The organism is Bacteroides sp. 2_2_4 (assembly GCF_000157055.1).
Classification (GTDB): Bacteria; Bacteroidota; Bacteroidia; order Bacteroidales; family Bacteroidaceae; genus Bacteroides; species Bacteroides ovatus.
Map to the genome: position 1 here is coordinate 478725 of NZ_EQ973355.1, position 23680 is coordinate 502404.

At 40.2% G+C, this 23680-nt stretch carries 24 protein-coding genes and 1 tRNA gene; 22 read left to right on the plus strand and 3 right to left on the minus strand.

Annotated elements, in window-relative coordinates:
• Positions 1 to 28: 28 nt before the first annotated feature.
• The 18 genes from BSCG_RS25170 to BSCG_RS25090 all read left to right on the plus strand — a co-directional run bounded on the left by BSCG_RS25170 (position 29) and on the right by BSCG_RS25090 (position 17121).
• Positions 29 to 1351 (plus strand): MATE family efflux transporter, encoded by a 1323-nt coding sequence (locus BSCG_RS25170; protein ID WP_004311376.1) that lies wholly within the window; start codon positions 29 to 31, stop codon positions 1349 to 1351.
• A gap of 104 nt (positions 1352 to 1455) precedes the next feature.
• Positions 1456 to 2778: a signal recognition particle protein gene (ffh, locus tag BSCG_RS25165; protein WP_004311377.1), complete on the plus strand. Its 1323-nt coding sequence runs from the start codon at positions 1456 to 1458 to the stop codon at positions 2776 to 2778.
• A 156-nt stretch (positions 2779 to 2934) separates the two neighbouring features.
• Complete coding sequence (folD, locus tag BSCG_RS25160; RefSeq protein ID WP_004304330.1) at positions 2935 to 3816, plus strand: bifunctional methylenetetrahydrofolate dehydrogenase/methenyltetrahydrofolate cyclohydrolase FolD; 882 nt, start codon at positions 2935 to 2937, stop codon at positions 3814 to 3816.
• Positions 3813 to 4982: a CapA family protein gene (locus BSCG_RS25155; RefSeq protein ID WP_032849272.1), complete on the plus strand. Its 1170-nt coding sequence runs from the start codon at positions 3813 to 3815 to the stop codon at positions 4980 to 4982. Before folD ends, BSCG_RS25155 begins: the two co-directional genes overlap by 4 nt.
• Before the next feature lie 44 nt (positions 4983 to 5026).
• Positions 5027 to 5102 (plus strand) — tRNA-His (locus BSCG_RS25150).
• A gap of 141 nt (positions 5103 to 5243) precedes the next feature.
• Entirely contained in the window at positions 5244 to 6518 is a 1275-nt protein-coding gene (locus tag BSCG_RS25145; protein WP_032849297.1) for a phage integrase SAM-like domain-containing protein, read from the plus strand.
• A 121-nt stretch (positions 6519 to 6639) separates the two neighbouring features.
• Positions 6640 to 8751: a DEAD/DEAH box helicase gene (locus tag BSCG_RS25140; RefSeq protein ID WP_032849298.1), complete on the plus strand. Its 2112-nt coding sequence runs from the start codon at positions 6640 to 6642 to the stop codon at positions 8749 to 8751.
• Between the two features lie 237 nt (positions 8752 to 8988).
• Positions 8989 to 9657 carry a hypothetical protein gene (locus tag BSCG_RS25135; RefSeq protein WP_008774750.1) on the plus strand — a complete coding sequence of 223 codons (669 nt, stop codon included), beginning with the start codon at positions 8989 to 8991 and terminating at the stop codon, positions 9655 to 9657.
• A 351-nt stretch (positions 9658 to 10008) separates the two neighbouring features.
• On the plus strand, positions 10009 to 10278 hold the full coding sequence (locus BSCG_RS25130; protein WP_008774752.1) for a hypothetical protein: 270 nt from the start codon (positions 10009 to 10011) through the stop codon (positions 10276 to 10278).
• 94 nt (positions 10279 to 10372) lie between these two features.
• Positions 10373 to 11260 (plus strand): AAA family ATPase, encoded by an 888-nt coding sequence (locus tag BSCG_RS25125; protein WP_032849273.1) that lies wholly within the window; start codon positions 10373 to 10375, stop codon positions 11258 to 11260.
• A complete protein-coding gene (locus BSCG_RS25120; RefSeq protein WP_032849274.1) occupies positions 11226 to 12311 on the plus strand; it encodes a DUF3871 family protein in 1086 nt (361 codons plus the stop codon). Before BSCG_RS25125 ends, BSCG_RS25120 begins: the two co-directional genes overlap by 35 nt.
• Positions 12312 to 12319: 8 nt before the next feature.
• On the plus strand, positions 12320 to 12775 hold the full coding sequence (locus BSCG_RS25115) for a JAB domain-containing protein (protein WP_032849275.1): 456 nt from the start codon (positions 12320 to 12322) through the stop codon (positions 12773 to 12775).
• A 936-nt stretch (positions 12776 to 13711) separates the two neighbouring features.
• Positions 13712 to 14368 (plus strand): hypothetical protein, encoded by a 657-nt coding sequence (locus tag BSCG_RS25110; RefSeq protein WP_008774756.1) that lies wholly within the window; start codon positions 13712 to 13714, stop codon positions 14366 to 14368.
• 12 nt (positions 14369 to 14380) lie between these two features.
• Positions 14381 to 14614 (plus strand): hypothetical protein, encoded by a 234-nt coding sequence (locus BSCG_RS29855; RefSeq protein WP_175285317.1) that lies wholly within the window; start codon positions 14381 to 14383, stop codon positions 14612 to 14614.
• Between the two features lie 174 nt (positions 14615 to 14788).
• Entirely contained in the window at positions 14789 to 15187 is a 399-nt protein-coding gene (locus BSCG_RS25105; RefSeq protein WP_008774757.1) for an aspartyl protease family protein, read from the plus strand.
• A 257-nt stretch (positions 15188 to 15444) separates the two neighbouring features.
• Positions 15445 to 16053 (plus strand): hypothetical protein, encoded by a 609-nt coding sequence (locus BSCG_RS25100; protein WP_032849276.1) that lies wholly within the window; start codon positions 15445 to 15447, stop codon positions 16051 to 16053.
• Positions 16054 to 16508: 455 nt separating this feature from the next.
• On the plus strand, positions 16509 to 16742 hold the full coding sequence (locus BSCG_RS25095; protein WP_004300799.1) for a PspC domain-containing protein: 234 nt from the start codon (positions 16509 to 16511) through the stop codon (positions 16740 to 16742).
• Position 16743: 1 nt separating this feature from the next.
• Entirely contained in the window at positions 16744 to 17121 is a 378-nt protein-coding gene (locus BSCG_RS25090; RefSeq protein ID WP_004300800.1) for a VOC family protein, read from the plus strand.
• Here the strand turns inward: BSCG_RS25090 and BSCG_RS25085 are convergent.
• Positions 17113 to 18978, minus strand: coding sequence for a DNA polymerase III subunit gamma/tau (locus BSCG_RS25085; protein WP_004300801.1), 1866 nt, complete (start codon positions 18976 to 18978; stop codon positions 17113 to 17115). The two genes, BSCG_RS25090 and BSCG_RS25085, sit on opposite strands and share 9 nt — an antisense overlap.
• A 156-nt stretch (positions 18979 to 19134) precedes the next feature.
• Here BSCG_RS25085 and BSCG_RS25080 point away from each other — a divergent pair, with 156 nt between their 5' ends.
• Positions 19135 to 19431, plus strand: coding sequence for an FtsB family cell division protein (locus BSCG_RS25080; protein ID WP_004300802.1), 297 nt, complete (start codon positions 19135 to 19137; stop codon positions 19429 to 19431).
• A 3-nt stretch (positions 19432 to 19434) separates the two neighbouring features.
• Complete coding sequence (locus tag BSCG_RS25075; protein ID WP_008774759.1) at positions 19435 to 19776, plus strand: hypothetical protein; 342 nt, start codon at positions 19435 to 19437, stop codon at positions 19774 to 19776.
• 100 nt (positions 19777 to 19876) lie between these two features.
• On the opposite strand, the gene BSCG_RS25070 is transcribed toward BSCG_RS25075, so the two are convergent.
• Together BSCG_RS25070 and BSCG_RS25065 are read right to left on the minus strand one after the other, a co-directional pair.
• Positions 19877 to 20479, minus strand: coding sequence for an OmpH family outer membrane protein (locus BSCG_RS25070; protein WP_004300804.1), 603 nt, complete (start codon positions 20477 to 20479; stop codon positions 19877 to 19879).
• 27 nt (positions 20480 to 20506) lie between these two features.
• Positions 20507 to 20740: a hypothetical protein gene (locus BSCG_RS25065; RefSeq protein WP_004300805.1), complete on the minus strand. Its 234-nt coding sequence runs from the start codon at positions 20738 to 20740 to the stop codon at positions 20507 to 20509.
• A gap of 133 nt (positions 20741 to 20873) precedes the next feature.
• On the opposite strand from BSCG_RS25065, the gene BSCG_RS25060 reads away from it, so the two are divergent.
• Both BSCG_RS25060 and BSCG_RS25055 read left to right on the plus strand, forming a co-directional pair.
• On the plus strand, positions 20874 to 22334 hold the full coding sequence (locus BSCG_RS25060; RefSeq protein WP_004326498.1) for an aminoacyl-histidine dipeptidase: 1461 nt from the start codon (positions 20874 to 20876) through the stop codon (positions 22332 to 22334).
• Positions 22315 to 23514, plus strand: a complete 1200-nt coding sequence (locus tag BSCG_RS25055; protein ID WP_032849277.1) for an endonuclease — start codon at positions 22315 to 22317, stop codon at positions 23512 to 23514. Before BSCG_RS25060 ends, BSCG_RS25055 begins: the two co-directional genes overlap by 20 nt.
• The last annotated feature ends 166 nt before the right edge of the window (positions 23515 to 23680 follow it).

Below are 23680 nucleotides of genomic sequence, written 5' to 3' on the forward strand. Positions count from 1 at the left end.
TGCAAAGTGTAAACTTAAACACTTAATTATGTACACCAACAAACAGATTTGGAGTGTCAGTTATCCGATACTACTAAGCTTGCTGGCACAAAATGTCATCAATGTCACCGACACAGCATTCCTCGGACACGTGAGTGAAGTAGCCCTTGGAGCATCAGCTATGGGCGGGTTATTCTATATATGCGTATTCACCATCGCATTCGGATTCAGTACCGGTTCGCAGATAGTCATCGCACGACGCAATGGCGAAGGACGCTATTCGGATGTCGGTCCCGTCATGATTCAAGGAATCATGTTCCTGTTCGTCATGGCCCTGCTGCTATTCGGATTCACCAAAGCATTCGGTGGAAACATCATGCGTTTGCTAGTTTCTTCAGAATCCATCTACGAAGGAACAATGGAGTTTCTGAACTGGCGTATTTACGGATTCTTTTTCTCTTTTATCAATGTCATGTTCCGGGCATTGTACATCGGCATTACACGCACTAAAGTGCTAACCATCAATGCTATTGTCATGGCATTAACTAATGTCGTACTGGACTATGTATTAATTTTCGGAAAGTTCGGTTTGCCGGAAATGGGTATCAAAGGGGCTGCTATTGCTTCCGTATTGGCAGAAGCCTCCTCCATTCTCTTTTTCGTCATCTATACGTATGCCACGGTCGATTTAAAGAAATACGGTATGAACCGCCTGCGCACATTCGACCCAGCATTGCTGATGCGGATTCTTAGTATCTCCTGCTTCACCATGCTGCAATATTTCCTGTCGATGGCTACCTGGTTCGTTTTCTTCGTAGCCGTAGAACGGTTGGGACAACGGGAACTGGCGATTGCCAATATCGTCCGGAGTATTTATGTCGTATTGCTGATTCCGGTCAACGCACTGGCTACGACTACCAACAGTCTTGTCAGCAATGCTATTGGTGCAGGAGGCATCCAGCACGTGATGCCGCTCATTAATAAAATTGCGCGTTTCTCCTTTTTCATCATGCTGGGGTTAGTAGCGGTATCGGCACTGTTTCCGCAATTCCTGCTCTCCATTTACACTAGTGAAGCTGCGCTCATTACGGAATCCGTATCCTCGGTATATATAATTTGTTGCGCCATGCTTATCGCATCCGTAGCCAACGTGGTGTTTAACGGTATCTCCGGAACAGGAAATACACAGGCAGCCCTGTTGCTCGAAACGATTACAATTATCATCTACGGATCATACATCATTTTCATCGGAATGTGGCTGAAAGCACCGATCGAAATTTGCTTTACGATTGAGATTGTGTATTATAGCTTGCTGTTGATAACAAGTTATATTTATCTCAAAAAAGCAAAATGGCAGAATAAAAAGATATAAATACAAGAGATTTTTGTACATTTGCAAGCTCAAATAAAGAGTAGACGGAAAAGTCCCTCTTTCGGCCAAGTAAATTGTAATTAGTAATTCGTAATTAAATAACTATGTTCGATAATTTAAGTGAAAGACTAGAACGGTCATTCAAGATTCTGAAAGGTGAAGGCAAAATCACCGAAATCAACGTGGCGGAGACGCTGAAAGACGTACGTAAAGCACTTCTCGACGCCGACGTAAACTACAAGGTGGCAAAGATTTTCACGGATACAGTGAAAGAAAAAGCGCTTGGCCAGAACGTTCTTACGGCTGTGAAGCCAAGCCAATTGATGGTGAAAATCGTGCATGATGAACTTACACAATTGATGGGTGGAGAGACAGCCGAGATCAACATCGACGCCCGTCCGGCAGTTATCCTGATGTCAGGTTTGCAGGGTTCGGGTAAGACCACCTTCTCCGGTAAACTGGCACGGATGCTGAAAACCAAGAAGAACCGTAAGCCATTATTGGTGGCTTGTGACGTTTACCGTCCGGCAGCTATCGAACAGTTACGTGTATTGGCAGAACAGATTGAAGTACCGATGTACTGCGAACTGGACAGCAAGAATCCGGTAGAAATCGCACAACACGCCATTCAGGAAGCCAAAGCCAAAGGATACGACCTCGTTATCGTCGATACAGCCGGACGTCTGGCAGTAGACGAGCAGATGATGAACGAGATCGCCGCTATCAAAAAAGCAATCAACCCGGACGAAATTCTGTTCGTGGTAGACTCCATGACCGGTCAGGACGCTGTAAACACAGCTAAAGAATTCAATGAACGTCTGGACTTCAACGGTGTGGTACTGACCAAACTCGATGGTGATACCCGCGGTGGTGCGGCTCTTTCTATCCGTTCGGTAGTGAACAAACCGATTAAATTCGTAGGTACAGGTGAAAAGCTGGAAGCAATCGATCAGTTCCACCCTGCCCGTATGGCCGACCGTATTCTCGGTATGGGTGACATCGTTTCATTGGTAGAACGCGCACAGGAACAATACGATGAAGAAGAAGCCAAACGCTTACAGAAGAAAATTGCCAAAAACCAATTCGACTTCAACGACTTCCTTAGCCAGATTGCACAAATCAAGAAAATGGGTAATCTGAAAGACCTCGCTTCCATGATTCCGGGAGTAGGAAAAGCAATCAAAGATATTGATATTGACGACAATGCTTTCAAGAGCATCGAAGCCATCATTTATTCCATGACTCCGGCAGAACGTTCCAATCCGGAAATACTGAACGGTTCACGCCGTACGCGTATCGCCAAAGGTAGCGGAACGACTATCCAAGAAGTGAATCGCCTATTGAAACAGTTCGACCAGACACGCAAAATGATGAAAATGGTGACTAGCAGCAAAATGGGTAAGATGATGCCTAAGATGAAAAAGTAATCATTCTGTAGATCCAAATCTAATGATAAGTAAAAAGAGGGAGTTTCGGCTCCCTCTTTTTTTTATCCCCCCATCTCTTGACAAAAATTCCAATCCCTTTGGAGAGTTCAGTTATTTATTTTACTTTTGTCCATCACCAATAAATACTCTGAAAATATGACTCTGATAGACGGAAAAGCAATTTCCGAACAAGTAAAACAAGAGATTGCAGCCGAAGTAGCCGAAATGGTGGCTCATGGCGAAAAACGCCCGCACCTGGCCGCTATTCTTGTAGGACACGATGGTGGTAGCGAGACTTATGTAGCTGCCAAAGTAAAAGCCTGTGAAGTATGTGGATTCAAGTCTTCCCTCATCCGTTATGAAAGTGACGTGACCGAAGAAGAACTGCTTGCCAAAGTACGTGAACTAAACGAAGACAACGACGTGGACGGCTTTATCGTACAACTTCCCTTACCCAAGCATATCTCCGAACAGAAAGTAATCGAAACAATTGATTACCGTAAAGACGTAGACGGTTTCCATCCGATCAACGTAGGCCGTATGTCCATCGGGCTTCCGTGTTATGTATCCGCTACTCCCAACGGCATCCTCGAATTGTTGAAACGTTATAACATAGAAACTTCCGGAAAAAAGTGCGTCGTACTCGGACGCAGCAATATTGTCGGCAAACCGATGGCTGCCCTGATGATGCAGAAAGCCTATCCGGGCGATGCCACAGTAACCGTATGCCACAGCCGTAGCAGAGACCTGGTAAAAGAATGTCAGGAAGCTGATATTATTATCGCTGCTTTGGGACAACCGAACTTTGTAAAAGCCGAAATGGTGAAAGAAGGCGCGGTAGTTATTGACGTAGGTACTACCCGTGTGCCGGATGCAACCAAGAAATCAGGTTTTAAACTGACCGGCGACGTGAAGTTTGACGAAGTTGCACCGAAATGCTCATTCATCACTCCCGTACCGGGCGGTGTTGGACCAATGACGATTGTATCGTTAATGAAAAATACACTCTTAGCTGGTAAGAAAGCTATTTATCAATGAGACATACCCTGTTTCTGATGATTTTGCTTCTCTCTTTGTCCTGCACCTCCCGGTCGCAGGCAAAGAGAGATTCTATCATTGACACCCTGTCGGACAGCCTTTCCGACAGCATCTTCTCCACCGACACCCTACGCCTCCTTTTCGTAGGTGACCTCATGCAACATCAGGGACAAATCAACGCTGCACGAACATCAACCGGCTATGATTACTCCACATGTTTCACGTATGTCAAAGAAGAAATAAAGAAAGCCGACCTCTCCATCGCCAACCTGGAAGTGACATTAGGAGGCAAACCTTACAAAGGTTATCCTGCTTTCAGCGCGCCGGACGAATTTCTGACCGCAATTCACGATGCAGGTTTCAATGTTTTAGTGACTGCCAACAACCACAGTCTCGATCGTGGTAAATCCGGACTGGAGAGAACCATTCAATTAATAGACTCTTTAAAGGTTCCACACGCAGGCACGTATATCAACGCTGATGAACGCGAAAAGAAATATCCTCTTTTATTAGAAAAGAACGGATTCCGCATCGCCCTGCTCAACTACACGTATGGAACAAACGGCATCCCCGTTACCCCTCCTAATATCGTGAACTATATCGATACAGCCATCATCGCCAAAGATATTGAAGAGAGTAAAGCAATGAAGCCGGATGCCATCATAGCTTGTATGCATTGGGGAATCGAATACCAGTCACTCCCGGACAAAGAGCAAAAATTCCTCGCCGACTGGCTGATTGAAAAAGGAGTAAACCATATCATCGGCTCCCATCCTCACGTAGTTCAGCCCATCGAAGTTCGCACAGACAGCCTGACGAATGACAAACATCTCGTAGTCTATTCGCTGGGAAATTATATTTCCAATATGTCCGCCCGCCGCACTGACGGAGGACTGATGGTAAGAATGGAATTAGTAAAAGACAGCACTGTCCGCCTCAATAATTGTGATTATAGTTTGGTATGGACAGCCCGTCCCATTCAATCAGGAAAAAAAAATCATCAATTGCTCCCAATCAATTTGCCGATTGATTCAATTCCTTTACAAGCACGTAACTCTCTGAAAATCTTTGTAAATGATGCGCGAACCCTTTTCAGCAAGCACAATCGGGGAATAAAAGAATATACTTTTTTCGAAAAAAAAATAGCAGAATCTTTTGGAAATTAGAAGATAATATCTATCTTTGCACCGCGTTAGAGAAACGCAAACATGGTGGATGTAGTTCAGTTGGTTAGAGCGTCAGATTGTGGTTCTGAATGTCGCCGGTTCGAGTCCGGTCTTCCACCCAACAAAAACCCTTGTAAGTTAAGTACTTATGAGGGTTTTCTTTTTGTTGGTAGAATATCATTCAGGGGCAGAAATTAGGCTAAATCACCCCTTAAAAGTATAGTTGTTGGTCTATTGTTGTTCCCAATAAATCAATATAACATGCTAACTATCAAAGCAGAAGTCTTAAAATCCAAGCAAAAAGTTGATAATACCTACAATGTAAAGATTAGGCTGACCTATAACAGAGAGGTTAAGAGGTTGGCTACTCATATCTTTGTAAGAACAGAAGACCTGACTAAGGACTTCAAGTTAAAGAATCCAAAGTACATCAAGGAAGCTGACAGACTAGTCAGACATTATCAAGAGTTATGTGCTACTCTACCCCTAGAGACTTCCAACTTCACCCTTAATGATATTTTAGAGTGCATCCAGAAGGAAAAGGAAGCAAATACCCCTATTGACTTTATCCAGTTCTGCAAAGACTGGTTAACAACTACAGAGGTCAAAGGTAAGAGGAACTATCAAACTACCCTTAATACCTTCATTGCCTTCTTAGGAAAGGATAAACTGAATACCAACCAAGTTACCAAGTTGTTAATGATGGAGTTCATGGAATACCTTCACAAGAAAAGGGCTAAACAGGTGGCAGAACTCCAGAGGAAAGGCAAGAGAATACCTTCCAATAGAATGGTATCTTTATACATGGGGAGTATCAGGCATCTATTCAATGAAGCCAAGAAGAAGTATAATGACTATGACAGGAATGTCATTAGAATACCAAATTCACCTTTTGAGAATTTGGATATACCAAAGCAAGAGGCAACTAGAAAGAGAGCATTATCAGTAGAGTTAATCAAGAAGATATGGGAACTGCCTTATATCATCAATACCAATGGCAGGGAAAGGTTGTGTCCTTTTAACTTAGCCAAGGATTGTTTCATTCTCTCCTTCTGCCTAATAGGGATGAACTCTGCTGACTTGTACAACTGTACTGAAATGGAAGGTGGTTCAATTACTTATTACAGGACTAAGACTACAGACAGGAGACTTGACAAGGCTAAGATGAAAGTAGATGTTCTTCCTATCCTGTTACCTTTAATGAAGAAATATGAAGATTACACCCAGAAGAAGGTGTTCTGCTTCTATCACCTCTATTCTACTTTCAAGAACTTCAACAGAGCCATCAATCTTGGGCTAAAGCAGATTGGCAAGATACTAAAAATTGATGATTTGGAGTACTATGCTGCAAGGCACTCATGGGCTACATTAGCTGTTAACAAGGTAGGCATTGATAAGTACACTGTTCATGCTGCATTGAATCATATTGATGAGGCTATGAGAGTTACTGACATATACATTGAAAGGGACTTCAAGATAGAGAATGAAGCTAACAAGAAGGTGGTTGAGTATGTATTTAGCAACCATAATGAGTAGTCTTGTCCAAAAGTGAAATAAGTTTAACATAAAAGAACCTCTGTAATTGATTGAATTATGGAGGCTCTTTAATATCTTTGTTCACTTACTACTTATATATAACCTTAAACAAAGTGAGCACATGAAAGAGGCTACTCAACAGTATAGTGATATTACTTATAATACCTTTGCAGATGTAATAGATTGGGATGACTTGACAGAAAAAGACTACCAGACTATACAGGAACTAAAGGAGAATGGAATAACCATAACTCCTGATACAGTAATTGAAGACTTATCAGGTTTTCCCGTTGGTGAAGCTCCTAATAAAGTAAAAGGGATTTTTGCCAATAAGAGGCACTTACTATCTAACTATTTAACCAAGATGCCTCATGGGTTAGTAGACAAGAAGATAACAGGCATTGGAGCTACTACCCTTGAGATAAACTCAAAGAGAAACTCAATCATAGTCTTTCCTACTAAGGCTCTGGCTTATGGCAAACACTCAAAGCATCCTAATACATTATATGTAGGTAGTGAGATTAAAGGTGAAAAGGAAAAGGTCACTAATCAGCAAATTGAGGAATACTTGGCTAAAGGTGGATACAAGAAACTTCTAGTAGTTGCAGATAGTCTAGGTAGACTATTAGGTATCATAGGAAAAAACTACAAGGACTACTTCCTTATGATTGATGAGGTTGATGTTCTCCAGACTGACAACAACTTTAGACCCCAATTGGAGAATGTGATTGACTACTACTTTATGTTCCCATCAAAGAACAGATGTATGGTAACAGCTACTATGAAGGAGTTCAACAATCCACTACTAAAGAAAGAATGTAAGTTCTCCATAACTTGGACATATAATGCCCGAAGAGATGTTAAGTTATTGCACACAAATAATATCATACAAGCTGTCATAGAAAAGGTTATCTCCCATCCTACAGAGAAGGTGTTCATTGCCTATAACTCCATACTCCAGATAAGAAACATTATAGCATCACTAGATGAAGAAACCAGAAAGGAATGTGCTATCCTATGTAGTGAGGCATCCATAAAGGAAGCAGGAGAATACTTTGCACCCAAATTAGGAGACAATGATACCTTACCTGCTAGGATTAACTTTGCCACCTGTTGCTACTTCACTGGTATAGATATAGAGGATAGTTACCATCTAATCACTGTATCAGATGTAAGAAGAAGCCACTCAATGTTGACCTTAGATAGAATGACACAAATACATGGTAGATGCAGAAAGGTCAATGGGATACTTAGTGAAACTATCATATATAACACCTTAGGATATGTATCAGTAATGGAAAGTATGGATAGCTATGCAGTCACCCTCTTACATAAAGCTAAGAAGGTGCTCAAAGTAATAGAATCAGCAGATGATATCATGCAAGGTGACCATACCCTAACTGATCTGTTTGCAATGGTCAAAGAAGCCATAAGAGAGAAAGCACAAGAAAGAATTGCAGGGAATGAGTTAATTAACTTGACTAGAAAGGATGTACATGGAAAGGATGTACCTGCCTACCTCAATATAGACTACATCATTGAAAGGACAGAGTTATACTCCACATACTTTATGCCTGAAACACTGAAAGAAGTACTAAGTAAACAGGTTAAAATCATTAGCTACAACTCCCTGAACTATGATGTATCTCCAGAGCAAAACATCATAGAGAAAACCAATAAGGATGCACAGAATAAACTAACAGACAGCAATATCCAAGATGCCATAAAATACATCAAAACATTATCAACCACAGGACAGTTGAATGATAATACCTTGTACTCATATACTAGATATTGCAGAAGTAAAACTAAGATATTCTTAGAGAGATTCATCAAGCTATATAGGTATGTTGACCTTGATAGTCTGCTACATCAACTATGGGAAATTAGAACAAGTAACAGTGTAGTCTTCAAGAACCTCAATAATACAGTCATGTACTGGGCACTAGATGAAGAGCATCCTTTCAAAGTTGCTATAAGAAGATGCTTTACCCTTAATAGAAGTTATTCAGCAAATGAGATACAAGATAAGCTGACTCCCATAGTCCAGTATCATCTACACAAGGTACTAAAACCAAGAAAGTATGTAGCCTTATTGAAAAGTATGTATGCTACTGATAGAACATCTGGGAATAAGTATATCATTAGAAATGAGAATCCTAGAGGCTTCAGAGAGCATACTTGCAGGATAGCTACCAAAGAGAATAATTTGTTAAAACTATTTATGTTATAGGAAGTTAATAGAAAGCAGAATAAAGGGTAGAATGTTGATGCTGTGGACTTTATTTGCTATCTTTGTTACTGGAAATCAGTTCCTTATAAAGGGCATTTGCTCTAATATGGCACTGACTACTAACCTTAGGGTCAAAATTCCCCCTATACTAATTACCTACCTTAAGCAAACCCCTTTCCTTTATTACTGTAGGTAATTAGTATGGGGTGGAATTTGACCCTTCAAAAATGAAATTTAATGACAACTGTAAAACAATACACTATCATCCCTATTGAAGCTTGTAAATATTTCAAGCCCAAAGACCTTTATCTATTAGCAGGTCTGTACATTAATTCACCTTATAAGAAAGGTGAAGAGTATCTGGTGACAAATACCACCTATGAACAGTTAGCAGACACTACAGGAGTCAGTCTTGATTATATCAAGGATGCCTTTATTCCCAGATTAAAAGAAAGCAACTATGTTAGAGTTGAGTCTATACAGGAGAGCTATATGGTCAAGAGAAATATTTATCATCTACCTAATCCTCCAGAGAATTTCAGGATTATATGGGCAGAGTTATTCAGTGACAGTTCCTTAAGTCCAGAAGAAAAAGGAGTTATAATAGGATTATACTGTCTTTGTGTCAACAATGAGTTCAGACTAGGAATGTCAGACAAAGCCATTTATAGTCAATTAGATATGGTAAAGAACACATATAAAAAGTACAGAGACTTACTTATTGAGAAAAAGGTTATCTGGTCTTCCTATGATGTTCCAATGGTACTAACATGGAGTGAACACATGGAAGCTAAAGTCCTTCTGTATCCTCACTTAGGTTACAACACTTGGATAGACAAAGTTACATCACATGTACCAGATGATGATGAAATCAAGCATTACCTTGATACTGTTAATGATGAATGAATATGAATGATATATACCTCAATATCCCCTGTTTTCACACCAGTGAGGCAGGGGTTTTCTATATCTGTACATAACTAATGTATAACAGTCCCTACTGTCATCTGATATACTGTCTCTCTGTATTTTTTTAATTTTTTATTTTCAATTTCTGTAAACTTAATAGCTACAAGTACACTCTAAGTCACAAAGTCTCCCTCCCCTTACCTTAAGAGTGGGATATCCCCCCTGTGCATATTGGGGATTATTGGATTCACATTGTGAACTCATTACAATTAGCTCATTACCCCACCAAAGCAACTGAATCAACAGCAGCAGAATGGTCTGTCTGCACAACAATAAAATTACAAGATTATGGAAAAGTTAAAGTTCTTAGAGACAGTGACAGTGAATGAGTTCAAGGCTCAAAAGGGAGTCAACAAGATTGAGATTAAGCAGAATCCTCATACAGGGAAGTGCTTCTTTGTTTATGGCTGTGAAATAGGTGCAGTTAGTGACAAGTTCATCAATGGAGAGGTTACCAATCCTGTTATCTCCCAAGTATGTTCACCTGATACAGGTGACATGTTTTATATGCTGCATCAGAGAGGTGAAGGTGGAGCTATGACACTGGCAACTCTATGATGGGTGTCAATGTAGACCTCAAGGAGGCAAGTTTATTAGGACTTGCTTCCTTTTTTCTTTATAGACTGTGTATAACAATTAACCCTATTCAGATATGTTGAACTTAAGAGTTTCATCCAAGAAGCAGGCTAAGATTAAGCTTGCTCTACAAGGCTGTGCAGGTTCAGGTAAGACCTATTCAGCATTACTTTTAGCTTATGGTTTATGCAATGACTGGACTAAGATAGCCATCATTGACAGTGAACATGGAAGTGCAGACCTTTATGCTCACTTAGGTGCTTATAATGTATTAAGTCTAAGTGATAATTTTACACCTGAAACTTATATACAAGCTATTGAAATATGTGAAGGTGCAGGCATGGAAGTTATCATAATTGATAGCATCTCACAGTGTTGGGATACCTTGCTAGAATACCATGCAGGATTACAAGGAAACAGCTTCACTAATTGGCAGAAGGTGACACCCAGAATCAATGCTTTCATGCAGAAAATTCTACAATCCAATAGGCATATTATATGCACTATGAGGTGCAAACAGGACTATGTTTTAAGTGAGAAGAATGGCAAGATGATACCAGAGAAAGTAGGACTTAAAGCAGTCATGAGAGATGGTATTGATTATGAGTTTACCATAGTCTTTGACATCAACATGAAGCACCAGACTATTGCATCTAAAGACAGGACAAACCTGTTCATAGGTAAGCCTGATTTTACCATTACACCTACTACAGGTCAGATAATACTTGATTGGTGTAATGATGGTGTCAATCTGGAGATGATAAGGAGCAAGATTAACAGCAGTAAAACCATTGAAGAACTGACTGCCATCTATCATCAATTTCCTGAATGGTATCAGCAGTTAACATCAGACTTTATGCAGAAGAAAGCAGCACTTCAGGTACAAAAGAATCAACAAACTATTAACTATACCCCTAATTACGTTAGATATGGAAATAATGCAGTTGCAGCCAGTCAGAGCTAATCTGATATACCCTAATAGAAATAAGGTAGATAATCCTTATATTCAAACAGTTGAGCCAATAGAAATCATCAATACAGGCATTATATCAACAAATCCTGTAGAAGCTGATTCCATAAGCACCAGAGAAGGTAATAAGTTACCTTTTATTGAGGCTAATACAAAGGAAGCAACCATGCAGTACCTCAAAGAGGAATGTATTACACCTGTGTTCTCTAAGGACAATGAGGTTACTATATCACACTCCAGTTTCATTGAAACTGTATGGGAAGCAGCTAATAAGGTGTTCTCCAATGAGAGAATAGAAGAACCTGCCATCAGGGTAAGCCATGTTATCAAAGGTAGAATACCGGAAGCTATTCATAAACCAGTGAATCAATTACTGGAATCTGATAAAACCATCTACTTTGAGAGAATGATGTTCTGTTTTGAGATACCTACCATATATGAGGATATTGCAGGTAACAGACTGAATTTAACCATAGGTGGAGTTAGGGCTTATAATCACATGAATCTGTACAGCAAGAAAGGTGCAGAGAAATTCAAGGTGTTCATTGGCTTTAAAAATCTTATATGTTGTAACATGTGTGTCTCAACAGATGGTTACAGGTCAGAATTAAAGGTTATGAGTACAACTGAACTATTCAATGCAGTGGTGAGGCTGTTCCAAGAGTACAATATAGCCCAACACTTATATTATATGTCAGCCTACAAGGATACCTATATGAGAGAATCCCAGTTTGCCCAGTTCTTAGGCAGATGCAGATTATATCAGTTCTTACCTGTAGACCAAAAGAAGAAGTTACCACAGATGCTAATGACTGATACCCAGATAGGATTAGTTGCCAAAGCATATTACAATGATGATAACTTTAGTACCCTTTTGGACAGCAGGGAAATCAGCATGTGGAATGTGTACAACTTACTAACTGGAGCAAATAAAAGTAGCTACATTGATAATTTCTTGGACAGGTCACTTAATGCTACTCAACTAACAGAAGGACTTAATAAGGCTTTATATGGTGAGAATGAATACAGTTGGTTCATTAATTAGTGCATCTTATGGACAGTATAATGAATGTAGCAGAGGTTCAATTAAGCTATAAAAGCAATGTCAAATCATCAACTAGATACAAGATAAATAGCTCACAGGATGCTTATGAACTATTGATAAAGTACTTCCCTGATGATACAATAGGTTACAGGGAAAGCTTTAAAGTGGTACTGCTTAATCAGTCTAACAGAGTACTGGGTATAGTACCTATTTCAGAAGGTGGAATCTCTGCAACTTATGTAGATGTAAGGTTGATATTACAAGCTGCCTTATTGGCTAATGCAACACAGGTAATATTGGCACATAATCACCCCTCTGGAAGCATGAAACCCAGTACTCTGGATGATACTCTGACTGAAAAAGTAAGGAAGGTGGCTGAACTCATGGAAATTCACATAGCAGACCATATAATCTTAAGTCCAGAGAAGGAATACTACTCCTATCATGATGAAGGAAAGCTATAAATACTTAACCTTCTAAGGTCTACATTACCCTACCTTCTATAAAATCCATCCCCCTCTGCTATTATTATACCATTATGATGGGAAATTTCTCCTGCCTCACTTTCTTGCATATTATATATACAAAGTAAGTGATGTAAAATGGCAAATCAGGAGATAGTTTAATAGAGGTTGACTGCCTCTTCTAATACAGGTTGAGGGTATTTGATTACAGGGTAAAGAGATGTACTGCTATAATAACTTAACCACTTGAGGTTCGGTGAAGTATGTAGACATGAATTATAGCAATAGTTAGTAAGTTAGACTAAATTAAATATTGATTGAATTATGTGTGAGATTATCTTAATTCTAGTGGGGTTTGTCCTCACAAGTATGATACTTAAGGATTAAGAGGCTAACTACCTCTTACTATGTGTTTTATTGTTGTTGATAGCCCTAGTTCATCATGAACTGGGGCTTTAGCTTGTGTATATATGACAGCATTAGATATGATATTACAGTGGCTAATATTGATAGTTACTGGTGCTCTATTTGTCAATTGGGCATATAGAAAGTGAATAATTAAGCCTACTTTTGTACAATAAGGATATAAGCCTGCACCTATGGTACTGATATGCCTTTAGACCTATTAAATTATGGCAGTCAGATGATTGAAGTATGACTAGAAAGTTCTATCTTTGTAGCTGTATCAACTAAATGACAACTAATGAAATAGAAGTTTAACAAGACATATTAGAAGAAGAAGTGTTTACTTTTTACAAGTAGTTTTCAAAAATCGCCAATTTAAGAAAACACCTACTATAGTAATAAGTGGATGCTCTCACCATATGGTGTGGGCTTTCCTTGTTTGTAGGTGTAGGTGTTTGGCGATACCTTGAAAACTCAACAAGTTAAGTACCACACCTTCTTTTTGTAGTGTGGCTACAAAAGGAAATAATTATGGGAATACTAAACTTATTCAGGAGAAGAATTAAAGACCCTGAACTGTGTAGATTACGAGACTTACTGGCTATTGTTTATGCAAGTGGTGAAATGACTACGAAAGAGAGAAGTACAATTCTTGAAATAACTACAAAGCACAACATTAGTAATAGTAAGTTTCATCAAATGCTTGAAATGAACCCTGATAGTGTACAAGATGCTTACCCTATTACTCAAAAGGAGAAGGATGAATATCTGCATGAGTTGGTGTATCTAATGGTGGTAAATGGCAAACATACAATGAGAGCAGTAAACTATGCAGAATTTATTGCCCAAAAGATGGGATATAACTCTCAAGATGTACATGAAATGATAGAGATTGTAAGTTCCTGTCCTATTCATAATTCAACCAAGAAGAAGTCTACTCAATGGCAAGTTAAGTCAACTAGAGACTTTAGTCAAGAGGAAATCAATGCTGTATCCCAAGCAATTGTGGTATCATCTCAATATGGAAACTCTATACAATTCACTTTGAAAACTGGTGCAACTACCTATATTCCACTAGACCTGAGTAGTAATTTAACTACTGGTACTATCATTGACATAACTAAGGTTAAGTTATTAACTCTTGAAAAAGATGGAGAATGTGACATTTATAGGGTGCTACCTATATAGCTAAATTAAAGTATGAAAGGATTATTGAATACAATTGTTAAAATAATATTTAGTATAACCATTATTGTAATTTGGTTAGTTGTCCCCATATTAGCAGATAGCCAAGTGGATATATGGATGATTATTTCACCTATAACATTAGCAGCAATAGGAGCTATAGTCTACTGTAAAAATAAGCACAAGAACAATGAAAGAACCTCTGATTCATATTCAAGGTATTTAGATGATATATTAAAGAACAAATAATGAATTAAACACTAAAGAATGAGAAAGATATTATATGTTTTAGGCTTACTTCTATTGGGGATAAGCATATGGAGTATTGCATGGACATGGCTAGAGTGGACATTAGTAGGAGTGATACATAGAATGGTCTTCCTTATAGTTAGTATCATACTCATCTATAAATATAGGTAGCCAATGTACTACTCCTTATATTATGGGCTAAATAACACTGGACTTCCTATTATATTAGTTGATATTAAAGGCAAAAACCTTTGTTTCATCTTGGATACTGGAAGCACCTGTAGTCTGATAGACAGTACTGTAGTAGAATATTTCAAGGATATAGTAGAACCAGTTGGTGACTATTGTATCAGTGGAATAGAAGGAACTAAGCACAAGGTAGATATGATTACTCTACCTTTTAACTTTGAAGGTCAGGTTTATAAGCCCAAATTCTGTGTAAAACCCTTACTTGATGCCTTTAAAAGCATTGAGGATGAAAGTGGAATACAAGTACAAGGACTACTTGGTACTGACTTCTTACTGGAAAACCAGTGGATTGTTGACTTTAGAACATTGACACTAATTCATTAACCCAATACAACACTACTATGCCAAATCCAGAACCTAACAAGTGGGCTGGTATCCTGTTGATAGCAGGTACAGCCTTACTAATCATCATCATGGTGATACTGACAATCATAGCCAGTTCTCATATGTAAGAAGAGAAGGTAGCCTAGTACAAAGTGAAGAATAATATTGGATGAACCAAATAGATTTACTACATTTGCATCAACCACTTTAAATGATTAAAGCATGGAAAGAACATATATAAATGAATTCCACAAGCAATGGATAGAGAGCACTCTCAAGTCAATAGCCTCTTGGCAGAAACAGCCAATCTCATTAGAAGAGAAAAAGAAGCAGCAGGAAATGTTGAACCAACAGAAGGATATAAGAGAGGGCAAATTGAAAAGCTAAAGTTATTTGCTACTCAACATGATTTATGGATCAACATTAACTCCCTCCCCTTGTCTTACCTTAGTAAGGGTGGAGAGAATGAAGTATTCACAGGTCATGAAGATGTTGTATTCAAGTTAAACAACTTTGAGTATGCAGGTGAAGACCTTGAGAACTTCTTCATCAGAATAGAAGCTCATAACCTATTCTTTAGCAATGTCACTTATCAGATGATTGGCTTTGCTTATAACAGTCAACATGAGTTTTGTGCTGTGTTAGTTCAACCTTATGTCAGAGCTAAAAGAGAAGCTACAGAGGAAGAAATAGCAGAACACATGCAAGCATTAGGCTTTGAAATGGTCTATGAGGATGAATTTCACAATGCAGAATATGAGGTTTTTGATGCTGTACCTAATAATGTTCTGTATGGTATTGATGACAAGCTTTACTTCATTGATACTCAAATCAGATTTAGACCTATTGAGATAACACTTAAATAAATTTAGTTATGAAACAGAAGCAAGAAACTTAGCACAGTCCAAGTGCTATTGGTAGTATAATATTAGCATAATAGTAATGCTACCATTGTTGGTCTATAGTTGTTCTATAACCAATTAAGAGAAAGTATTAACAAACTAGCAACTATTAAATATAAGGGTGTTACTATGCCTGATTGTGGTTCTGAATGTCGCCGGTTCGAGTCCGGTCTTCCACCCAACAAAAACCCTTGTAAGTTAAATACTTATGAGGGTTTTCTGCTTTCAGGAAATAGGCATCTTAGAGAGCAAATCATGCTAAATCCTACCTAATATTCCTTGTTGTTGGTCTATTGTTGACCCCCAATTAAGTAAGTTAAAATGCTAACAAATAATACATAAATCTTTCCGTTTAACCCATAAACGAAATATATTCTCTATATTTGTGTAGCATTTGCATTAAAAGAACATAGTATATCATGGAAAATGAAAAGAAATTAACCCGCTCTTCCAATCGAATGATTGCAGGTGTATGTGCCGGAATAGCCGAATATTTCGGATGGGATGCTACTTTATTGAGAATAGTATATATATTGGCTACATTCTTCACTGCTTTCGCCGGAGTGATTATATATATTATCTTGTGGATTGTCATGCCGGGAAGAAAACCTTCAGACGGATATGAAGACCGCATGAATCAACGCCTACATTGATATGAAAATCAAGAATATCGACCATATCGTCATACCGGTGTCCGATATAGATAAAAGCCTACATTTCTACACAGAAGTCCTGGGAATGGAAGCCGATACAAGCAACCAACGCTTTGCCGTCAAGTTCGGTAATCAGAAAATCAATCTTCACGTAGGAAAAGCACAGTTCCTTCCTGCTGCCAAGCATCCTGCTTTCGGAAGTGCGGACATCTGTCTACTGACAGAAGGAAACATAGAGGAAATAAAAGTCGAAGTAGAATCCAAAGGAATAGAAATAGAAGTCGGTATAGTCCAGCGTCGAGGTGCGCAGGGTGCCATCCGGAGTATTTATTTCAGAGATCCGGATGGTAATCTGATAGAAGTAAGTACATTAATATAATTCCAGCCCGAACTCATCTTTCAGTTGCATCAATGCCTGATTCTTTTGAGCCATCATCTGGAATTTCTCGACACGTCCCACAGGACGTACTGTTTCTGTTGCCTCACTTACCCGCACTGTCATCATCACTTTACTGTTCTTCAGTCTGCCGCGAAGATAATCCTGCAATTCGGGAATCAAAGCTGTAAAATCCTTTGCAGCAAACTCATTATCAACCACCACTTCAAAAGTCGTTGAGTTGTTAAGCAACGCCGGACGGAGCATCTGCATACGTTTTGCAAGAGCATCCTGTTCTTTCGGCAACTGGCCGGCATACTCCTGCCAATAATAATTCAAATCCCGGTCATTGAACATAAAATCCTCTTCCGGTTGTTGCACCTTAGGAACATAAGTTGTAGTCGCATTCTGCGATACTTGGTCACGCTGCGGATTCTTGATAGATACCCCCAAGCTGGACATCTTCATCACGGGAATTTTTCGTTCTTCCTTGGCAGTCTGAGCAACTCCCGCTCCTTGTGACGGAGCAGACGAAGCCGCACCAGGAGAAGCCGGTGCTCCCGGTTGCACAGCCGCAGAAGCCTGCGGATGCTGGGCAGTAGTGCCATTAGCAGCCTGTGTTGTAACTGAAGACGGAGACGAATGAACTGGAGCCTGCTGAACCTGAGTGGCAGAAGCTACCTGCGGCTGCTGTGCTGCGGCAGGCTGAGTGAATACGGGTTTTATAGTCTTCTTAGGGCCACGCCCACCACTCACGTCATCCCCCTCGGTGGTAAGCTGTGCAACCTGTATCAAGGTCAGTTCTACCAGCAAACGCTTATTTTTGCTGATGCGGTAATTCAAATCGCACTCATTACACAGCTTCATAGCCCGGTACAAGAAAGGTAACGGACATTTCTGCGCCTGTTCCTGATAACGTTGGCGTATGCTCGCTCCCACTTCCAGTAAAGGCAATGTCACCGGGTCTTTCCCGACCAACAAGTCACGGAAATGAGACGACAATCCGGTAATAAAGTGACTTCCGTCAAAACCTTTATTCAATATATCATTGAAAAGCAACAATGCGTCGCTCACCTTGTTTTCGAGGAAGCAATCCGTCAGACGGAAATAATATTCATAATCAAGTACGTTCAGATTATCAATCACACTCTTATAGGTGATATTTCCTCCGGTGAAACTAACCACCTGATCGAAGATAGACAATGCATCACGCATACCACCGTCCGCCTTCATGGCTATCACGTTCAGCGCTTCCGGCTCTGCCGTGATTCCTTCTTTCGAAGCAACATACGACAGATGATTCACCGTATCTTCCACGCTTATCCGGTTAAAGTCATAAATCTGACAACGTGAAAGAATGGTAGGAAGAATCTTATGCTTCTCCGTCGTAGCCAGAATAAAAATCGCATGACGGGGAGGTTCTTCCAGCGTTTTTAGGAACGCATTGAAAGCAGATGCCGAGAGCATGTGCACCTCGTCGATGATATATACCTTATACTTACCAATCTGTGGCGGGATACGCACTTGCTCCACCAACTGGCGAATGTCATCCACCGAGTTATTAGAAGCAGCATCGAGTTCGTGAATATTATATGACCGCTGTTCGTTGAAAGCTACACATGACTCACACTGATTGCAAGCCTCTCCGTCAGCGGTAGGCGTCATACAATTAATGGTTTTGGCAAAGATACGCGCGCAAGTCGTTTTTCCTACCCCGCGCGGTCCGCAAAACAAATAAGCATGAGCCAGTTTTTGGGTAGCAATTGCATTTTTCAGCGTAGTAGTCAACGCCCGCTGCCCCACCACCGATTCGAACGTGGACGGACGATATTTACGGGCTGAAACAATATAGTTTTCCATATCCGGGATTCTCTCTGTTTTTGAAATTTCGCTTATTCTGCAAATGTACACAAAAAAAGTGATAAGTAATAAGGGATAAAGAGAGAAGTTTTGAAGCCGAAGCGATAAGTTTTTAAGTTATTAGTTTTATCTTTGCAGATATTAAAAGGAGAAATTATGGGTAAACTAATCAGTATCTGGAGTTTCATATGCAGACGCAAGTACCTCATTACGGTCGTTGCATTTGCTGTTATCATTGGCTTTCTGGACGAGAACAGCCTGGTTCGTCGTTTCGGATATGAACGGGAAATCAGCCAGTTGAAAGAAGAGATAGAAAAGTACCGGGCAGATTACGAAGAGAACACCAAACGTCTCAACGAAATAAGTACCAATCCGGACGCCATCGAACAGATCGCCCGTGAAAAGTATCTGATGAAGAAACCCAACGAAGATATTTACGTTTTTGAAGATTAAAGAATGAAACAATTAGTACCCGCCCTTTTCACCGCAGGCGCCATAATGGCTCTCACCGGAGCAGCTGTGTTTATTACCGGATGGATATACGCTCCTTACATATATACTGTTGGAGCCGGATGTATCGCATTGGCACAAGTGAACACACCCGTCAAAGGAAAGAGCAAAACATTGAAACGCCTGCGTATTCAGCAGATATTCGGCGCACTGGCACTTATCCTGACCGGAGCCTTTATGTTTACCACACGAGGCAATGAATGGATTGCCTGCCTCACAGTTGCTGCCATCCTCGAACTTTACACCGCTTTCCGTATTCCACAGGAAGAAGAAAAAGAAAGGTCATAAAAAAAGCCCGTTCATAGCTTTTCAGTCTTGAACAGGCATCACTTTTTTTAATTCGATAATGTTCCGTCCTTTTATAAAGAACGGAACAGTTTTATATCATTTATTTCTTCACTGGTGAATATCTTGCATTCAACCCGTCAACAATTTCTTTTGTAATATTGAAAGTGCTGTCAGCATAAAGCAGGTTATCGAAACCAGTGTTGCTGAAGATCAGGCTATATCCGTGAGTCTTATTATATTCTTTCAGGAAAGCGTTGATAGAATCGCGGAACTGCAAGCTATTCTTGTTGTTCTCTTCCATCAAACCATTCTGAAGTTTGTTGCTCAACTCTTGCAAATCTTGTTCCAACTTCACCAGACGGTTGTACTCTTGCTGCGCTCTATCTTGTGACAGGAAAGCATTGTTTTCAACTTTCTTCTGAAAATCTTGCTTTTCCTTGTTCAAAGAGGTAGCCTTCTGATTCAATGTCATACGAACATTTTCGCTCTTCTTTACCATCGCCTCATTCAAGTCAATACAGAAATTGTATTTGGCAAGCAGCGTATCTATTTCAACATAGGCAATTTTCATTCCTGACAGTTCGGCATTAGCCTGAGCCGGAGCATTGGTAGTTTGATTGTCAGTTTTGCCAGCACATTGTGAAAATAAAACGATAAACGCAAGAGCAGCCAAACCGTTCATGAGGTAGTTCATTCTATTCATAATTAATAAGTATTGTTTTTAATAAATTTAATTCATACTATCGTTCAAGGCTTTTTCCAACTCGTTAATAGAAAAACGCGGCTTCTTTTGTGCTTCGCGATCTTGCGACTGTGCGCATCCGATTCCTTTCTGACGCAACGCTTTATTCCCACTCACGTGACCATTCGGGAACTTCCCACCCTTCGTAAAGAATACTTTCACCCCTAATAATACCAGGGAAATAGCAACTATTAACAAAGTTATCAGTATAGTCTCAACCATTTCTATTAATTTTGTGAGTGCAAAGATAGGCTTTAATGAGATATGAGTTCAGATAAGTCAATCAAATTAACCATATTTAGCAATAGAAGAAGCGAAAACAACCCTTCTATTCCTATTATAAAATAGAAACAGCATGGAAAAAAAAGACTTAAAGCCGGCTGGCGTATTCAAGTATTTCGAAGAAATCTGCCAAGTGCCACGCCCTTCGAAGAAGGAAGAGAAAATGATTGCCTACCTGAAGACATTCGGAGCAAAACATAATCTGGAAACCAAGGTGGACGAAGCCGGCAATGTATTGATTAAAAAGCCCGCTACTCCGGGAAAAGAAAATCTTCAAACCGTCGTTCTGCAATCGCATATCGACATGGTGTGCGAAAAGAATAACGATGTTCAACACGACTTCCTCACCGATCCCATCGAAACGGAAATTGACGGTGAATGGCTGAAAGCCAAAGGCACAACCCTCGGAGCCGACAACGGTATCGGTGTAGCTACCGAGCTGGCTATTCTGGCTGACGACAGCATTGAGCACGGTCCGCTGGAATGCCTGTTTACCGTAGACGAAGAAACCGGACTGACCGGAGCTTTTGCCCTGCAAGAAGGTTTTATGAGCGGTGACATCCTTCTGAACCTCGATTCGGAAGATGAAGGGGAAATCTTTATCGGATGTGCCGGAGGTATTGACTCCGTTGCAGAATTTACTTATAAGGAAGTGGAAGTTCCCGCCGGATATTTCTTCTTCAAGGTGGAAGTGAAAGGGTTGAAAGGCGGTCACTCCGGTGGCGACATTCACCTGGGACGTGGCAATGCCAACAAAATTCTGAACCGTTTCCTTTCACGCATGGCTGCCAGACACGATCTGTACCTATGTGAAATCAACGGTGGTAACCTGCGCAACGCTATTCCCCGCGAGGCTTATGCCATCTGTGCTGTTCCCGAAGACGCCAAGCATGATGTCCGCACCGAACTGAATATTTTCACCAGCGAAATGGAAGACGAATTATCCGTTGTAGAGCCTGACTTAAAGCTGGTTCTCGAATCGGAAACTCCACGCAAAATGGCTATCGACCAGGATACTACTACCCGTTTATTAAAAGCTCTGTATGCAGCTCCTCACGGTGTATATGCCATGAGTCAGGATATTCCCGGACTGGTGGAAACTTCTACCAATCTGGCATCTGTCAAGATGAAGCCCAACCATATCATCCGCATTGAAACCAGTCAGAGAAGTTCTATACTGTCCGCACGCAACGATATGGCGAACACGGTTCGCGCCGTATTCCAACTGGCAGGAGCCAATGTTACTTTCGGAGAAGGTTATCCGGGATGGAAACCGAATCCACATTCGGCCATCCTCGAAGTAGCAGTTGAATCATACAAACGCTTATTTGGTGTAGATGCGAAAGTTAAAGCCATCCATGCAGGATTGGAATGTGGTCTGTTCCTTGATAAATATCCAACGCTGGATATGATCTCTTTCGGACCGACACTGACAGGTGTTCATTCTCCTGACGAACGAATGCTTATTCCTACTGTAGAAAAGTTCTGGAAACACCTGTTGGACATCCTGGCACATGTACCTGCCAAGAAGTAGCGGGCAAATAAGTCAACATAAAGAAGAGTATGGTAACAGTCAAAAAAGAATAGCTGTTATCGTACTCTTTTTTACTATGATTTTATCAGGTGTAAGTTTCCTCGCTCCTTCCAATATCATTGCACAAGAGGTTCACAGCAGACAAGCCTCCTCTCAACAAGAAAGAATCTCTTTCCGTGTTGTAAGTTGGAACATAGAAAACCTGTTCGACACACACCACGACAGTCTGAAGAACGATCATGAATATCTTCCCGATGCGATACGTCATTGGAATTATAGCAGATATAAGAAAAAACTGGCTGATGTTGCCCGTGTAATTACTGCTATTGGCGAATGGAATCCTCCCGCATTAGTTGGATTATGTGAAGTAGAAAATGATACAGTGCTTCGTGACCTTACCCGTCGTTCTCCTTTAAAAGAGCTCAGCTATCGTTATGTAATGACCAACTCCCCTGATTTAAGAGGAATTGACGTAGCCTTGCTTTATCAACGGGATCTATTCAAACTATTATCTTCCCGTTCCATCTCCATTCCTCCGTTTAAGCAGCACCGTCCGACAAGAGATTTGCTACACGTCAGCGGGCTTCTACTGGCGGGAGATACACTCGACGTATTTGTCTGCCACTTCCCCAGCCGTTCGGGTGGAGCCAAAGAATCGGAACCTTATCGTTTATATGTAGCTCACATACTGCGTACGGAAGTCGATAGCATTATGAATATTCGTTCTCATCCGCAAGCCATTATCATGGGGGATTTCAACGATTACCCGACGAATCAGTCCATTCTGAAAATACTGAAAGCCGAAGCGCCTCCTGTTAAAACCAATGACCTAGCTTCAACAACCGACTCCGCCAACGCCTCAACAGTTACCCCCTCCTCACTAAAACTATATCATCTACTTGCCCGAAAAGCAAAATCAAAAAACTTCGGTTCTTACAAATTTCGTGGTGAATGGGGATTACTCGACCACTTGATTGTATCAGGCACGCTATTAAATCAATCAAATCACTTTTTCACTAGCGAAGAAAAAGCAAATGTATGCCTTCTCCCTTTTTTACTGAAAGACGACGAAAAATATGGTGACAAAGAACCTTTCCGCACTTATAAGGGAATGAAATATCAAGGAGGCATCAGTGACCATCTTCCTATCTACACAGACTTTGAATTGATTGTATATTAATTATGGCAAACGATAGTAGCCAATATTATCAGGTTATTACAAATAAAGATAGTCAACCATTATCAGAGAAGTACAAACGCCGCTACAGCATACTCTGACAAGAGACTATTCTCACTACGATGAGAATCTTTTCTCATCGTAGTGAGAATACTTGAGAAATATAACG

Coding starts and splice junctions, on each gene's coding strand:
- BSCG_RS25170 (WP_004311376.1), top strand. CDS start 29: ATGTACACCAACAAACAGATTTGGAGTGTCAGTTATCCGATACTACTA.
- ffh (WP_004311377.1), top strand. CDS start 1,456: ATGTTCGATAATTTAAGTGAAAGACTAGAACGGTCATTCAAGATTCTG.
- folD (WP_004304330.1), top strand. CDS start 2,935: ATGACTCTGATAGACGGAAAAGCAATTTCCGAACAAGTAAAACAAGAG.
- BSCG_RS25155 (WP_032849272.1), top strand. CDS start 3,813: ATGAGACATACCCTGTTTCTGATGATTTTGCTTCTCTCTTTGTCCTGC.
- BSCG_RS25145 (WP_032849297.1), top strand. CDS start 5,244: ATGCTAACTATCAAAGCAGAAGTCTTAAAATCCAAGCAAAAAGTTGAT.
- BSCG_RS25140 (WP_032849298.1), top strand. CDS start 6,640: ATGAAAGAGGCTACTCAACAGTATAGTGATATTACTTATAATACCTTT.
- BSCG_RS25135 (WP_008774750.1), top strand. CDS start 8,989: ATGACAACTGTAAAACAATACACTATCATCCCTATTGAAGCTTGTAAA.
- BSCG_RS25130 (WP_008774752.1), top strand. CDS start 10,009: ATGGAAAAGTTAAAGTTCTTAGAGACAGTGACAGTGAATGAGTTCAAG.
- BSCG_RS25125 (WP_032849273.1), top strand. CDS start 10,373: ATGTTGAACTTAAGAGTTTCATCCAAGAAGCAGGCTAAGATTAAGCTT.
- BSCG_RS25120 (WP_032849274.1), top strand. CDS start 11,226: ATGGAAATAATGCAGTTGCAGCCAGTCAGAGCTAATCTGATATACCCT.
- BSCG_RS25115 (WP_032849275.1), top strand. CDS start 12,320: ATGGACAGTATAATGAATGTAGCAGAGGTTCAATTAAGCTATAAAAGC.
- BSCG_RS25110 (WP_008774756.1), top strand. CDS start 13,712: ATGGGAATACTAAACTTATTCAGGAGAAGAATTAAAGACCCTGAACTG.
- BSCG_RS29855 (WP_175285317.1), top strand. CDS start 14,381: ATGAAAGGATTATTGAATACAATTGTTAAAATAATATTTAGTATAACC.
- BSCG_RS25105 (WP_008774757.1), top strand. CDS start 14,789: ATGTACTACTCCTTATATTATGGGCTAAATAACACTGGACTTCCTATT.
- BSCG_RS25100 (WP_032849276.1), top strand. CDS start 15,445: ATGGATAGAGAGCACTCTCAAGTCAATAGCCTCTTGGCAGAAACAGCC.
- BSCG_RS25095 (WP_004300799.1), top strand. CDS start 16,509: ATGGAAAATGAAAAGAAATTAACCCGCTCTTCCAATCGAATGATTGCA.
- BSCG_RS25090 (WP_004300800.1), top strand. CDS start 16,744: ATGAAAATCAAGAATATCGACCATATCGTCATACCGGTGTCCGATATA.
- BSCG_RS25085 (WP_004300801.1), bottom strand. CDS start 18,978: ATGGAAAACTATATTGTTTCAGCCCGTAAATATCGTCCGTCCACGTTC.
- BSCG_RS25080 (WP_004300802.1), top strand. CDS start 19,135: ATGGGTAAACTAATCAGTATCTGGAGTTTCATATGCAGACGCAAGTAC.
- BSCG_RS25075 (WP_008774759.1), top strand. CDS start 19,435: ATGAAACAATTAGTACCCGCCCTTTTCACCGCAGGCGCCATAATGGCT.
- BSCG_RS25070 (WP_004300804.1), bottom strand. CDS start 20,479: ATGAATAGAATGAACTACCTCATGAACGGTTTGGCTGCTCTTGCGTTT.
- BSCG_RS25065 (WP_004300805.1), bottom strand. CDS start 20,740: ATGGTTGAGACTATACTGATAACTTTGTTAATAGTTGCTATTTCCCTG.
- BSCG_RS25060 (WP_004326498.1), top strand. CDS start 20,874: ATGGAAAAAAAAGACTTAAAGCCGGCTGGCGTATTCAAGTATTTCGAA.
- BSCG_RS25055 (WP_032849277.1), top strand. CDS start 22,315: ATGTACCTGCCAAGAAGTAGCGGGCAAATAAGTCAACATAAAGAAGAG.